The sequence below is a fragment of the Mariniradius saccharolyticus AK6 genome (assembly GCF_000330725.2).
In the GTDB taxonomy this organism is placed as follows: Bacteria; Bacteroidota; Bacteroidia; order Cytophagales; family Cyclobacteriaceae; genus Mariniradius; species Mariniradius saccharolyticus.
Window position 1 is genome coordinate 161,293 of record NZ_AMZY02000005.1, and the last position, 14,244, is coordinate 175,536.

General features: G+C 46.5%; 13 protein-coding genes and 1 pseudogene. 4 read left to right on the forward strand and 10 right to left on the reverse strand.

All coding sequences use genetic code 11. From position 1 onward, the window contains the following. Nucleotides 1-71 precede the first annotated feature (71 nt). The 3 genes from C943_RS03720 to C943_RS03730 all read right to left on the reverse strand — a co-directional run bounded on the left by C943_RS03720 (nucleotide 72) and on the right by C943_RS03730 (nucleotide 5,713). Nucleotides 72-2,954 carry a TonB-dependent receptor gene (locus C943_RS03720; protein WP_008624383.1) on the reverse strand — a complete coding sequence of 961 codons (2,883 nt, stop codon included), beginning with the start codon at nucleotides 2,952-2,954 and terminating at the stop codon, nucleotides 72-74. A 97-nt stretch (nucleotides 2,955-3,051) separates the two neighbouring features. Continuing rightward, entirely contained in the window at nucleotides 3,052-4,557 is a 1,506-nt protein-coding gene (locus C943_RS03725) for a hypothetical protein (protein WP_008624384.1), read from the reverse strand. A 184-nt stretch (nucleotides 4,558-4,741) separates the two neighbouring features. Continuing rightward, nucleotides 4,742-5,713, reverse strand: coding sequence for an AAA family ATPase (locus C943_RS03730; protein ID WP_008624385.1), 972 nt, complete (start codon nucleotides 5,711-5,713; stop codon nucleotides 4,742-4,744). A gap of 327 nt (nucleotides 5,714-6,040) precedes the next feature. Here C943_RS03730 and C943_RS03735 point away from each other — a divergent pair, with 327 nt between their 5' ends. Then, nucleotides 6,041-8,245 carry a B12-binding domain-containing radical SAM protein gene (locus C943_RS03735; protein ID WP_040478939.1) on the forward strand — a complete coding sequence of 735 codons (2,205 nt, stop codon included), beginning with the start codon at nucleotides 6,041-6,043 and terminating at the stop codon, nucleotides 8,243-8,245. Between the two features lie 136 nt (nucleotides 8,246-8,381). On the opposite strand, the gene C943_RS22470 is transcribed toward C943_RS03735, so the two are convergent. Together C943_RS22470 and C943_RS22610 are read right to left on the reverse strand one after the other, a co-directional pair. Continuing rightward, entirely contained in the window at nucleotides 8,382-8,687 is a 306-nt protein-coding gene (locus C943_RS22470) for a hypothetical protein (protein WP_245545503.1), read from the reverse strand. Nucleotides 8,688-8,801: 114 nt separating this feature from the next. Next, a pseudogene (locus C943_RS22610) lies at nucleotides 8,802-8,990 on the reverse strand (zinc-ribbon domain-containing protein); the annotation flags it as partial. 269 nt (nucleotides 8,991-9,259) lie between these two features. On the opposite strand from C943_RS22610, the gene C943_RS03745 reads away from it, so the two are divergent. Continuing rightward, nucleotides 9,260-9,847: a hypothetical protein gene (locus C943_RS03745; protein WP_008624393.1), complete on the forward strand. Its 588-nt coding sequence runs from the start codon at nucleotides 9,260-9,262 to the stop codon at nucleotides 9,845-9,847. 233 nt (nucleotides 9,848-10,080) lie between these two features. Here the strand turns inward: C943_RS03745 and C943_RS03750 are convergent, their stop codons facing one another. Beyond that, on the reverse strand, nucleotides 10,081-10,707 hold the full coding sequence (locus C943_RS03750) for a pseudouridine synthase (RefSeq protein WP_008624395.1): 627 nt from the start codon (nucleotides 10,705-10,707) through the stop codon (nucleotides 10,081-10,083). Nucleotides 10,708-10,767: 60 nt separating this feature from the next. On the opposite strand from C943_RS03750, the gene C943_RS21950 reads away from it, so the two are divergent. Both C943_RS21950 and C943_RS03760 read left to right on the forward strand, forming a co-directional pair. After that, a complete protein-coding gene (locus C943_RS21950; protein ID WP_008624397.1) occupies nucleotides 10,768-10,986 on the forward strand; it encodes a hypothetical protein in 219 nt (72 codons plus the stop codon). Next, nucleotides 10,976-11,287 carry a type II toxin-antitoxin system RelE/ParE family toxin gene (locus C943_RS03760; protein ID WP_008624399.1) on the forward strand — a complete coding sequence of 104 codons (312 nt, stop codon included), beginning with the start codon at nucleotides 10,976-10,978 and terminating at the stop codon, nucleotides 11,285-11,287. Before C943_RS21950 ends, C943_RS03760 begins: the two co-directional genes overlap by 11 nt. Here C943_RS03760 and C943_RS22190 read toward each other — a convergent pair. The 4 genes from C943_RS22190 to C943_RS03775 form a co-directional block, all read right to left on the reverse strand. Next, entirely contained in the window at nucleotides 11,284-11,460 is a 177-nt protein-coding gene (locus C943_RS22190) for a hypothetical protein (protein WP_008624401.1), read from the reverse strand. The two genes, C943_RS03760 and C943_RS22190, sit on opposite strands and share 4 nt — an antisense overlap. Nucleotides 11,461-11,633: 173 nt before the next feature. Beyond that, nucleotides 11,634-12,572 carry a polysaccharide deacetylase family protein gene (locus C943_RS03765; RefSeq protein WP_008624404.1) on the reverse strand — a complete coding sequence of 313 codons (939 nt, stop codon included), beginning with the start codon at nucleotides 12,570-12,572 and terminating at the stop codon, nucleotides 11,634-11,636. 3 nt (nucleotides 12,573-12,575) lie between these two features. Continuing rightward, nucleotides 12,576-13,628 (reverse strand): CotH kinase family protein, encoded by a 1,053-nt coding sequence (locus C943_RS03770; protein WP_008624406.1) that lies wholly within the window; start codon nucleotides 13,626-13,628, stop codon nucleotides 12,576-12,578. A gap of 49 nt (nucleotides 13,629-13,677) precedes the next feature. After that, nucleotides 13,678-14,238: a hypothetical protein gene (locus C943_RS03775; RefSeq protein WP_008624409.1), complete on the reverse strand. Its 561-nt coding sequence runs from the start codon at nucleotides 14,236-14,238 to the stop codon at nucleotides 13,678-13,680. Between the last annotated feature and the right edge of the window lie 6 nt (nucleotides 14,239-14,244).

The following is a 14,244-nucleotide window of genomic DNA, read 5'->3' on the forward strand; positions in this document are numbered from 1 at the left end:
CGTTTATTAACATTGATGCAACAAAAAAGCCTCTGAAATTCAGAGGCTTTTTTGGCAGTATCTAAATCAGATTACCAAATAGAATACCTAATTCTGAAGGCAACCCTTCTTCCCGGTGCAAGTCGAGAGAATATTTGGTCCTCGGCATTGTACATGGTAAAGACTTCTTCCCGCTTGTCGTCAAGCAAGTTGGTAATATTGAAAGTTGTCTGTACCCTTTCTGATTTACCCCAAGTTTTGTTGATGTTCAAATTGAGGGAATGGAAAGGTACCAAGTAAGTATCGGTCCTATTGCCAAATCCGATAAAGTTCAATGTCGGTCCCTGAACGTTGTAGAAGACGCCAGCCTCAAGCCCATTGATTGGATTGTTATAAGAGAATCCAGCATTGATCAAATAAGGTGCCTGACCAGCCATCACCCTGTAGCGATCGATTTGCTCGCCTTCCCGGGCTGAGAGTTGTCTGGATCTAAACTCAGATTCGGACATTTCGATTCGCGAATCCACCACGGTGATGTTGGTGTTGAAGAAGAAATTCTCCATCGCAGGGGTGATAAAATCGAGCGATTTTCTCAGCTCCAGTTCAACGCCCAGAACCGTACCTGAGCCAACGTTCCTCGGTTGGTATGCTCCTGGATCGGAAAGGAACTGGACCATTTCAATCGGCTTGTCGAAGGTCTTGTAGAAACCAGATATCGAAACCAATTCATTCCTTTTCAGGAATTTCTCCCACCTCAGATCAAAGTTATTGATTCTGGTCGCTTGGAGATTTCCGTCCCAAAGCACTTCCGTACCTCCATTGGTTGTCTCTTCAAATAAACCGCCGATGAATGTCCTACCCGTAATTGGGTCAATGATCTCCGCAAAAGACATTTCCTTGAATGACGGCCTTGCGATTGTTCGAGAATAGGCCGCACGGAAGTTTTGATTTGCGCCAACCGACTGGATCAAGTTGACAGTTGGGAAAAGGTCCAAGTCATCCAAGACCCTCTCATTGTCAAACACGATCGTGTTGGTTTGGTTAGTACCCGTATAGAATTGCGTATACTTTTCAGCCCTCAATCCGACGATTGCCTTCAAACTAGGCGTTGGATTTACCTCAGTGGATGCGTACCCAGCAAAGTTTTGCAAATAAGAATTGAACTGGTTGGGGTTGATTGGGATAAAGAGCGGATCATATCTTACACCGTTCCTGTTGGTGGCAGAAAAGAGATTCTCTTCATTCATGACCTGATTTGGGTCACCATTGAACTGGGTGCTTCCGGTTGGAAATTGGAAATTCTCGATCAAGAAATCGCGATTCTTGTAGACATAGGCGCCACCGAATCTCAACTTGGCAGCACTTTGCATGAACTTGTAATTGTTGATGAAATTCAGGTTTCCAAAAAGTCCCCTTTCCTCGAGGTTTCTCCAGATTCGGGTAGGAAGGCCAACCTCTGTACCGATAGTGTTGTTGGGAAGCCTAAACCTCGTGATCCTTACATCTGGATCTTCGATGGTAGAAAGTGTAGGAGAAATTTTCCATTTGACTTCCCATTTGCCTTTTCCAAGAAAATGTTCGCCCGCCAAAAGCAAATTGGTCATCGCTCTTTGGTTGTACTCAATGTTGTATTGGTCCGCTTCGAAGTTGGCACCGAGGTTTGAATTCAAGAAATCAAATCTGCCGACTTTGGACTCTCCGTTTTGGAGACGCAGGAAGTTCAATTTGATCTTGGTAAATTCAGACTTATATGCCAAGCCAGCTACACCTCCCCAAAGTACATTGTTGACAGAAAGCGTTCCTTTTGAAAGTTCAAGTGCCTCCATATTGAATTCATTGGCATTTCTTGGTTTCCCAAAAAGGTTGTACTCGGCATTTTCGAATACCTCGGTCTCATTCCTGTAAGTGAACGCCAGATTATACCCGAATTTCTTGTTTTTGATCGAAAACTGATTGCCAATGGAATAACCCATGCCGATGTCGGCAAGAGGACTTCTTTTTTGCGTACCTCCAAGGATCGGGTTAAAATCCCTCAGGATTTGTTGAAAAAGCTGGCCACGTGGACTGTTTGGATTTCCGACCACTTCGGCAAATTGAGGAATATCGGAAATCCCTTGGGTTGGAATTGTCCGGGTACCGTCATCAAAACCCAACCAATCGGTCTTTCCGCCTTGGATCGCTAGGTTATTGTTGTTAAGGTGCATGGCAGGATTATATCCTCCCGTCACACTCAATACCATCGTTTTTTCCTCAGGAAAATCCCTAGTTTCAATATCTACCACACCACCGGTGAAGTCCGCTGGCAATTCTGCGGTAAAGGACTTCGAGACAATGATATTGTCGATTACGTTGGTAGGGAAGAGGTCCATTTGGATGGTATTCCTATCCGGATCCAAACCTGGAATTTCGACACCATTCAAAATAGTTTTGGTGTATCTATCGCCCAATCCACGGATGTAGACATATTTTCCGCCCTGCACGGATACACCGGTAACCCGCTTGATAGCCGCAGCCGCGTCGCCATCTCCGATCTGCCTGAATGTGGAATTGGAAATCCCGTCCATCAGGTTGGCCGCGTTCCTCTTGACAGACATCAATGCCGCCTCTGTCGTCCTAATCGCTTCGGCGGAGATAGTCACCGTCTCTAAATCAGAGGTAAATTCAGTCATTTGGATGTTATCCAATACAGTGACCTTACCTGCAGTCACCTCGATATTTCCAATTTCAAGTGGGTTGTAGGAAATAAATGTGATTTTCAGACTATGGACCCCTGGATCAGCTTGGATTTCAAAATCCCCCTCAAAGTCCGTTACAGCACCCGTTTGGGAACCTACAAGCAATACCGACACACCAAAAAGCGGCTCGCCGGTGCCTTGATCAAATATCGTCCCCCTGATCGTACCCTTCTGGGCAAACGAATAGATGGGAGACAGACTAATTCCGATAAATAAGACTATTAGAAATAGCTTTTTCATATAAGTGTTTTGTTGTGTACAGCATTCGACTATGGCAGTATAAAAAAGTCAAATTGGGGAGCCCCCATAGATGGCTCCCCAATGAGTTAATCATTGTTTATTTAAGGTCATTCAGATTTCCAGAAACTGCTGACCAAGACCAGCCAGCAAAGGCTGACTTGGTAGCACCTATAGTATTGGCATGCAAGGCTACATCAGAAGCATGAACATGCGTTCCGTTTCTAAATACCGTCGTCAACGTAACCGCAGCAGGAGAAGTCACTTGAAGCACATTGAATTTCAAATCTCCACTTGCAAAGTTGGCCAAGGTCTTATCGCCAGAAAGTGAAAGATCTCCCCTGCCAGCAGTTGCCGCAGGATCAGGGAAACCGAAGAAGTAGATATTTTCAAATGTGCCTCTAGCTCCATCCCTGAAATCCCCCAATTCTGCTGCAGTGCTTCCCCTGACGGAACCGTTCTTCACAGTATGTGCGGCAAGCAATGACCCTTCTGGACCATCAATTTCCAAAGCATGGTCCGTCTCAGAACCACAAAGCACGATGAAGTTGTCCAATGTACCGGACCAAGCTTGGTCAGTGTCGATAGCATCATCACCAGCGTTCCAAACAATTGCATTTTTAACGTTGACTGTTCCGCCGAAGAACTCGATACCGTCATCTTGGTTACCGATTACCTCTACGTTTTCAATCACAGTTCCTGAACCAACACCTCCCAATGTAAGGCCGTTGATTTCGTTTCCTTCACCAATATTGGCACCACCATGTCTGATGGAGATATATTTGATGACACCGGAATTGTCCGCAGGCTGGTTGCCTCCATATCTCCCGTTTGGATCTGAAGCTGGAATTCCCTCGATCTGAACCTCGGTTACGTCACCGGCAAAAGAACCTGGAGCTCGACCCAAGACCAGCAATCCACCCCAAAGACCTGTGATTGTTGGTTCCAAATTTGGACTGGAAACTTGGCCAGACGCGATTTCATCTGCCACTGATGTGAAAATGATCGGCTTTTCAGCAGTACCGTTAGCGAAGATCTTCGCTCCTCTCGCGATGATCAAAGCTGTAGCGTTAGCACCAGAACCTACTTCGCCTTTGATTATTGTTCCAGGTTCGATAGTTAGTTCAGCTCCATCAACAACAGCGATGCGGCCAGCCAATATATAGGTCTTCGAAGCAACCCATGTAACCTTTCCAGTGATGTTTGTGGTAACACGGACAGTAGTTTCTTCAGCTTGCACTGTCAGTACGTGGGTGACAGTTGCCACGGAACCATTTTTATCTCTTGCGGTAAACTCGAACACAAGGTTCTTTCCAGCATCGGCAGGTGTGGCAGTGTATGTGAATGTCTGCGTAGCAGAAGTCTCTCCGTTCAAAGGAACAGTCGTCACAACGGCACCGTCTTTCTTTACTTCGAAAGAAGCCAATCCATCAGGTGCGGTCACCGTAGCCGTAACTGGCCCTACAGTACCTCCCGCAGGAATAGTTGCAGTTGCTGGGATTCCACTAATTGCAACTGGATTGTCTGGCTCTGGATCCTCGCCACAGCTCGTGAAGACGAGAACTGCCGCCAAGAACATGAACAACAGGGCATTAAATTTTCTCATAAGAGTTAAGTTTAGTTAGCATATTTGTTGAATACGCTGCAAAACTGACTCAAAAAAAATGGTTGGTAGAATTTTCCGCTTTACGGTTTTTTTAAAAATCAATTCGGAATTTAATATTGAATTAAACTGAGGTACAAAAAAAATCCCCGGTATCCCGGGGATCTCGTTTTTGCGGCTTTTGGGCCTATTTCAATGTTACGGTTTTGTTAATCGGGATTTTTTCGAGGAATATCCGCACCAAATCCCGGGTACTCACATTGTCTGCCTCCGCCTCATAATTGAGGATAATCCTGTGGTTGAGCACATCCTCCGCGACCGCTTTGATATCCTCTGGAAGGACATAATCCCTGCCTTCCATAAAAGCCACGGCCCTGGATGCAAGATTCAAATTGATACTTGCGCGGGGAGAAACACCGAACTGTATGTACTTCGCTTCGTCCTTCAAACCATACTTTTCAGGAAACCTTGTCGCGAAGACAAGCTCGATGATATAATTCTCCAGTGGCTCGGCGATTTTGACTTCGTTGATTTGGGTACGGATGGCAAAAATATCCTCCTTGGAAAGGATTGCATTGACTTCGGAATTGAACTGCATATTGGCCATACGCCGCATGACTTCCAATTCATCAGCCTTGGAGGGATAATCTATGTGCACCTTCATCATAAACCTGTCCACCTGTGCTTCGGGCAGCGGATAGGTTCCTTCTTGATCGACGGGGTTTTGTGTCGCCAAAACGAGAAAGGGTCTATCCAATTGGAATGTCGTCTCACCGATGGTGACCTGCTTTTCCTGCATCGCTTCGAGCAAGGCTGATTGTACCTTTGCAGGAGATCGGTTCACCTCATCCGCAAGGATGATATTGGCGAAGATTGGCCCTTTCTTGACTTCGAAGTTTGCTTCCTGTTGGTTATAAATCATCGTACCGATCAAGTCGGAGGGAAGCAGATCCGGGGTAAATTGGATCCTTCTGAAATCCAGATGCAGCACTTTGGCCAAGGTATTTACCGTTAGGGTTTTGGCAAGTCCCGGTACGCCTTCCAACAATATGTGCCCATTGGTGAATAAGCCTATCAGCAAACGATTGACCATCCGGTCCTGGCCTACGACTACTTTTTTTACTTCTTCAATGACCTGTTTGATTTTCTCCTGATGCATCTTGGATCTTGGTGTTGGTTTAATTCTGGCCTTTACGATCGTGGAAAATCACACATCCCAAAAGCCCGCCTAAATTATAATAATTCTATCAATTTTGGATTGCATGAATGGATAAACGGGCGATTGGGGGAAAAGGGAAAAAGAAACTCGCAAAATTTCCCAAAAATACTTGATTTCCGAAACCCAGCTCAGCGTAATCGGGCAGGTTAATCAATGAACCTACACGGTGTGAAATTCACAAACCAAGATAGAAGCCTCGAAGCATCTTTTTTCTTTTGTAAAAGGTTATCACAGAAATTCCTGAAATTTGAACCAAACCATTTTCCCGTGTCCAAACCCATTCTCCTTATAACCCCGCCTTTTACCCAACTCAATACCCCCTACCCGGCGACTGCCTACATCAAGGGTTACCTGAATACGATTGGTAAAAAGGCATTCCAAAGTGACCTTGGAATTCGGGTAATTTTGAGGATTTTTTCGAAAGAAGGCTTGACAAAAGTGTTTGAGGCAATAGAACGACGCGGGCTAAAGCACTTGTCAGTCAACTGCCAACGCATCGTCAAGCTGCGGCAGGATTACCTCCACACTATTGATCCGGTGATTCGCTTCCTGCAATTCGACAATCCGACTTTGGCCTACACGATCTGCGAAGGGGATTTTTTGCCGCAGGCCTCCCGGTTTGCGCAATTGGATGATCTGGACTGGGCCTTTGGCACCATGGGGATTCAGGACAAGGCAAGGCATTTTGCCACCCTGTACCTCGAGGACATCGGGGATTTGATCAGCGAGGCTTTGGACCCGCATTTTGGCTTCAGCCGGTATGCAGAGCGCTTGGGAAGGTCGGCGACATCTTTTGATCCGCTGCACGACGCATTGGAGGGTCCGGAGTCCTTTACCGATCAGTTTTTGTTGGAGGAATTGGAAAGACTGATTCAAGAAACCGATCCGTACCTGATCTGCATTTCCGTGCCTTTCCCGGGAAATCTTTACGGTGCACTGCGTTGCGGAAAATTCATCAAGACCCATTTCCCAAACATCAAAGTCGCCATGGGCGGCGGGTATCCGAATACGGAACTCCGCTCACTCAAGGAACCAAGGGTTTTCAAATACCTGGATTTCATTACTTTGGACGATGGGGAGAGGCCACTGACCTGTCTTCTGGAGCATTTGGATGGAAAAAGGGAAATCGCGGAACTCAAACGGACCTTCGTACTCATGGATGGAAAAGTCCGCTATTGCAACGGCGCCAAGCACATGGACATTCCCTTCAGCCAAACGGGTACGCCTGACTACTCCGGTTTGCCATTGGACAAATACCTTTCCGTCATCGAAATCGCCAATCCCATGCACCGGCTTTGGTCGGATGGGCGCTGGAACAAGCTGACGATGGCACATGGCTGCTATTGGAAAAAATGCTCCTTCTGCGATATCAGCTTGGATTATATCAAAAACTACGAACCCGTTAGTGCACAGATCCTTTGTGACCGTATCGAAGAATTGATTGCGCAGACGGGCGAGACGGGATTCCATTTTGTGGATGAAGCGGCGCCGCCCGCACTCATGCGGGAATTGGCGATCGAAATCCTGAAGCGAAACCTCAAAATCTCCTGGTGGACCAATATCCGCTTTGAGGAAAGATTTACCGAAGACCTCTGTCGGCTGCTGCGGGCTTCGGGCTGCATTGCCGTTTCGGGCGGATTGGAAGTTGCTTCAGATAGGCTTCTTGAGATGATGCAGAAAGGCGTCACGGTCGCCCAAGTGGCGCGTGTCGCCCGGAATTTTACCGCATCCGGGATTATGGTCCATGCCTACCTGATGTACGGTTTCCCGACACAAACCGCCCAAGAAACCATCGATAGCCTCGAAATGGTACGGCAATTCTTCCTGAACAACGTCCTGCAATCGGGGTTTTGGCATTTGTTTGCAATGACTTCCCATGCACCAATCGGGATAGATCCCGGAGCGTTCAGAGTCGTGCGGACAGGACCGGAATTGGGGCTGTTTGCAGACAATGACCTCAGCCACGATGATCCCGAGGGTGCCGATCATGAGCTTTTTGGCGAAGGACTGAAAAAAGCCCTGTTCAATTACATGCATGGAATATGCTTCGAATTTCCGCTGCAGGAATGGTTTGATTTCAAAATCCCCAAGACGAAGGTATCCCCGCATTTTATCGAAAACGCCATTATGGTCGAAACCGGCAAGGTGATGAAACCCAACGCCAAGATGGTGTGGCTGGGCAACATGCCCGAACTGGAGATATCCGAAAACCTCAAAAAAGGTAAAAAAACGACCACGTATCGTATGGTGATCGAAAACAAGAATGGCACCGATACCATCTCCGTCAGCCAAAGAGAAGGTGAATGGTTGGAAACCATGGTCCGTGAAATGATGCCCAAACCGGGAAAAAAGGAAATGACTTTTGCGGATTTCGAGCAGCGCTACAGCTCGGCTAATTTGGGCGAGTTTGACAGGTTCCTAGGCTCAAAACCCTGGCGCTCACTGCGGGAATATGGGCTGGTGATGGTGTGATAAGAATAAAAACATCAGCCTAACCAACCGCGGATGGCCAATTGATGGGTCAAACCAAAGGGAAGTAGTGAACCTATTCAGTCTAAGCCTTCAGGAGTCTTGATGGAAAATGGAGGTTGTGGAAAGAAATTCGAGGTTATTTTCGGTCGACGTTCATAATCTCACCCTCTTCCAATTTGACCTTTAATTCTTCCTTCAATATAGGAAAGCGCTCCAGCACAAAGTCATCATCTCCCCTCATTTTTAAGTCCTTTATTCCCCTCCTTTTATTGGTCTCATACTGATGTGGCAACACGAAAACCGTATCTCCCACCACCTCATCGACTTTGTAAAGCGTATATTGCTTGTAGTCCAGTTTGATTTCATACACGTCCCCTTTCTGAGGGGACAAAATCAATTCGGCGTTTCTTTCCTTATTTTGGTTACTTCTGATTCCTCCCACCACAACAAAAATTGCGAACAAAACCAGCCCCGAAAAGGTCCAAATCGGGGTCTTACTTTTTGACTTCAAAATTTCATAGCTATCTCTAAACCTTGGGGGAAATTCCTCTTTTCGCAAAACCTGTTTGCAATGGGAACATTCGGTAACACCTGTCTTGGACATAGGGAACACCGGTATCCAAAAGACGTGCGCAAAACGCTGGAATACGAACATTTGAACACTATTCTTGGTGCCACAATTTGGACACTCGTAAGCAATTTTTTCCGTCGCGACTTGTGTCACCCGAGTACCGAAGAAAACCATATTTGTTGTTTAGGGTCAATTTTCAAATCCTGCATAAATCAAGCAGGAAAGGCCTCAAAGCTAAAAAAATTGGGGCATTTGGAATCACCTTGCCCTCAAGATCAAAGGGATTTTTTGATAGAAGAGAACATTCATCATAGCCAAACCCAAGGGGTCATCGATATTGGTTTTTAGAGTATTACTTTTTACCTAAAAAAATCAGCAAAATTACCTAATCACTATTTGTTAGGTAAAAAATTAACAATAACTTTCTCAAAAACGAAAGCCTTATGAAAAACAGTCTCATTTTTGCAATGCTATTGGCATTTACCTTTCTCTCTTGCAGCGAAACAGATGAAGCTCCCGAAACAACCACATTTCCCGAAGACGTCATGTTTGCGAAGGTAAAAATCGACGGACAGGATTATGAGTATTCCTACAAGCTCCTCGAAAACTATTTGACTGTCGACGAAGGAAGACCCCGGTTTGGTTTACTTGTACCTACAAGAGGCCAAAATTTCGTGATAAATCAGTATGGAAGCCTAGTTATCGAGATTATGTATGATTGCAATGCTTCACCCGGAAAAAATGCTTGTATCCAGATCCGTATAGATGGCCAAAATCCAACCGGAAAAAGCACCGATCCTTTTGTAGCAGGAATTATTCCAGGAAGTACTCCGAGAGCCTTTTTCAGAATCCGAAAGTCGAATGTGGATGTTCCACCTCCTTTCGAGCTTACCTTTGTTAATTACAGCCCGCTCAAACGAACCATAGAAGGAACATTTAAAGGACAGGCCGAATTGACAGACGCATCACAACCTGTGGTTAGAATTATCGATGTCGAGGGTTCCTTCAGAGGAGGCACTATACTTGACTAGTTTAGACTGAATCGGCAAACCGGTTGATGAGAATTGGGTACGAAGTTAAGGGCATCGTACCCAATTTTTTTTGCGCTAAAAAGTGACCTAAAACCAGAATAGTTGCTATCGCCTTACACGCTCTCAATCTCCAACCGCATATAGAAACAAATCCACTGATGACGAGAAAACTTGCGGATCAAAAGGGTTCCAAGAAATCCCTTGAGCCAAAAAAGTGATTGTTCTGTAATTGACTAGCGTTTCCCCACTTTCCCCTCCTGCTTTAAAAAAATCTTCTGAACCCTCAGCAGGCGGTAGATTTCGTCCTTTTCCATTTCGCGTACTTCGCCGACTTGGAAGCCTTCGATCGTAAGGTCTTCCACCGACCAGCGTACCAGGCGCAAGGTGGGAAATCCCACGACTGCGGTCATCTTGCGGACTTGGCGGTTTTTACCCTCGATCAGGGTCAGGCTGATCCAGGTATCAGGGACAGACTTCCGGTAGCGAATGGGCGGATTCCTTTCCGGAAGCGCAGGTGGATGGGCGAGTTTTCGGGCAATCGCCTTTTTGGTACGATAGGTTCCCGTCTCGATGCTGATGTCCACGCCCGATTCGAGCTTTTTCAGGTCCTCCGGTTCGGGAATGCCTTCTACCTGTGCGAAGTACGTTCGCTGGTGGTGAAACTTTGGATTGAGCAGGTAGTGGTTGAGCGTCTTGTCGTTGGTGAGGATAAGGAGGCCCTCGGAGTCTTTGTCAAGCCGGCCGACAGGATACACATCCGATGGAAAATCCCCCAAAGACTTCAAGGTGTCTTCCCCTCCGCTGAATTGGCTGAGGATGCCGAAGGGCTTATAAATGACAAAGTATCGGATGGCTTGCATAGGAATTTTACCTAAATTACAGCAAAAGTATCTTTGTCAAACAATTATTCATTGTCGGTTATGAAAACGATCTTGGTGAAAATCAGCAATCCCCAACAGGAAAAAGTGCTCACGGAGTTTTTGGAACAGCACCATTATGAATTTATGGCACCTGATGGGGAAAATGAATTGGAAACGATCAATAGGCTGCTGGATATTGCTGAGGAGGAAATCACCGAAAAAAAATACCGCACGCATCAATCAGCTATGGAAGAAATCAAATCCAAGTATGGATTATGAAGTAATCTGGACCGATCGCGCATTCCGGTCATTTGAAGAAATTTGCGATTATCTATTCAATTTTTTCGGCGAAAAAGAACTCGAAAAATTCATTAACAGAGCAAACTCCCTGATCGAAACTATTGCTTTGGACCCAAGGATTTTCAAAAAACTAGAGGGCCGTGAGCATGTCCACCATGGGTTTTTGCACCAAAACACGACCTTGTTTTACAAAGTGAACGAAAATGAAAAAAGGGTCTATCTATTGCTTTTTTGGGACAACCGACAAAACCCTTTTCGTTTAGGTTTGGAAATCAATTAGCTTCCACAGCCCACACAGTCAAAATGACTATCTACTGGCTTGATGCCCTTGAGCTGCATCTCCAGGTTGTGGATACGGTCGCGTGCATCCATATCCTGAAACATGTTGCCCGTAAGGGTGCTTTTGAGTTGGGCAATTTCTTGTTCGATGGCGGTTTGTTGTTCGGTCGTCATGGCGTTTGCTTTTGAAATGGAATTCCCAATTTAGAAAAAATCTAAAAAAGGCGAAGCGATACTTTGGCAAAAATTTCAGGGAAAGTTTCTCTGCAAATGAGTAAGCGGGTGGAGTACTCGCTTTGTATGCTGCCTTTGCAAAAGCGGCAAAACCATACCCTGTCGGCACCCAGCTATTTTAACTGCCCGATTTCCCTCCAGGTAATCAACTTGATATTGTTGGCCGCCAGAAGGTCCTTTGCCTTTTTGCTGGTGAAGAAATCAAAGTCTTCCTGTCTCCAGCCGGCATGCCAATGGGTAAACTTGGTCGTCAGCGCCTGCATCTCGTCATCGTCAAAAGCAATATGGTTGAGCAGGACGGTGACGCCGGACGGTAGGTCCTTCAGCAATCGGGTGTAGTACTCATCCAAACCGATTTCATCATAGATCTTTTCGCTTGCGATAGCCACATGGTCAATGACCGGGATGTTGTCGATATCAATCCCCTTGAATAGGGCCGCATTGGGTCGGATGATGCCCTCCATCATTTGGGGATTGACCATGGCCGGAATGCCGTATTCCTTGGCAAGCTTGAGGTAGGACACCAAATACTCAGGCCTGCCATAAAACACACAGCCCATATGGGAATCCAAATGCGTCGGCTTGATGCCGATTTTCAACGCAGCTTCGATTTGGGCGCGCATTTCCTTCTCGACCTCCTCGGGACTGGCATTCTTGGCGACAGACGCACAATCCTTGTACATAAATCCATCCGGCCCCACCAATCCCGGCACTTCAGACTTGGAAGCAACAGGTCCCCATTTGTAAGTATGCCACTCATTGGTCAGGGTGATATGGACGCCGATGTCCAGATTGGGCATATCCTTGATGAGCTCACCAACCTCTGTCGACCAGGCACAAGGCATCATGATGCTGGTCGAATTGACTACACCCGTCTTGATGGCATGGATGGTGGCGACATTTTCGGAATGCGCCATCCCGATATCATCGGCATGGATGATGAGCAATTTGTCGGTTTTTGAATAACCCAGTCTTTCCGCCAAACTGAGCGGCTGCTGGGCCAAGGAAGGAAGCGTCACCAAAAACGCAATCAGGTAAAGCAGGTTTTTCATGGTTTATTGTTTGAGGCCTTTGATAATCACATTGCCGGTGTTGCCGGGTTGGCAGGGATACTTGAGCAGGGTTTCGATTTTTTTGGGTTGATCAAGGAGCTTGAAAAACTCGTCCAAATATTGGATGCTGAATTTAATGTCTTTTTCGTCCAAAATCGAACTTCCATTGTAAAGTGCATAAAACGCATCCCTATGCCCACGAAAGGTATCGAGCGTAGGCGCAAAATCGGCCATATTTTCCACACAAAAGCCCCGGTACCGCCGTTCTGTAACCGCAGACATCTCCAACTCCGGCGCGGGCTTGGCATAGGGCGCATTGACCATTCCTGCATGGTCAAAATCATAGGGAATCGGGATGGGGCGGTCATTTTCGGATTTCCTGAGCAAATAGATGTTTTGCCTGTACTCGATGGACCAATCCGTGTTGCCGATCATGAGTTGAAAAATGGACATCCGCAGATAAGCTTCCAAGTCTGTCTGATGCGGGCGAATCAAATCCCGCTCGACGAGTTCCAGTCCCGTCCTGTTGACCACTGCCCCCTCTTCTTCCAACAGAAAACCCGTCAAGGTCTCGATTTTCTCCTTTTTCCCTCCTGTATCCTCAAGGGTAAGCTTTACCAAGCGAACCCGAAGTCCATCCCGATTGAGGATTTGATAGGCTTTGTAGACGTAGTATTCCCGCAGCAGGTACCGCTCGCCCTTACAAGGCATGACGAGTTTCAGTTTGTCATAACCGTGGAAAATCCCGGGATTTTCCCCCTTTTCGGGAAAATTGAGCAACAAGGGCGGATAGCTGCATATACCCATTTCCCTACGAAAATGTCCCCGGGTGCGGACTTTGATTGGAAAGGCCTCGTTTCCGGAAGCTTGGTTTTCCAACAAAAGCTCAAAAGGAAGGTATTCGGGCTTGCCACTCAGGTCTTTGAAAAGTGTATTCACGTCGCCCTTTAAGCGGATCTCCAATACTGCTTCCGAATCAAACAACCCCTGCGCATGGATGGGAACAATACTCCAAACGACCAATGGGACAAGAAAAAAAAGGAAAGGGAAACGCATGTCTGTCCGATTTACATTCACAATTGGCTCAATTTTTTCAAAAATCCTGTTACCATCCCCATGGCCTCCCGGGATTCTCCACAGGCTTGGTCAAGTCGAACTTTACAGCTACCCATCTATCTGTACCGATTCTTCGGAGATTGTAGGTGAAACTGGTATCATCCACCGTAATCCACCACACGTTGTGCGCCGCATGGGGGATCAAATTGGCGGTCTCTTGGTCAGCTGGAAACATCTGGGTCGTCGCCGAACCCGTATTGCTGGCCAATCCACCGTATTGTGTCACCTTATCCGGCGATCCATCTTCGTGCCTGTGGTCATGCTTGAGTTGGATCAATTCGTTTTTCATCGTCAAAACCCAAGTTCTGGACTTGTCTTCGCCCACATAAAATGGGATGTGGAGGAAATCAGGCCCGCATTCCATGATGTACATAGTCAGCCTTTTGCCCAAAAATGGATCATTTTCCGCAGGGGGACTGATGAGTTGCCCTTCGAAGGCCTGCCCACAACGCGCACTTAAATTTTCCCAAAAAACCTTGTTGGGAGCCATTTCCTGAGCACATATGCCCAGCGAAATGGAAAAAAGAACCGCGGCAAAGATCGTTTTCATAAATAA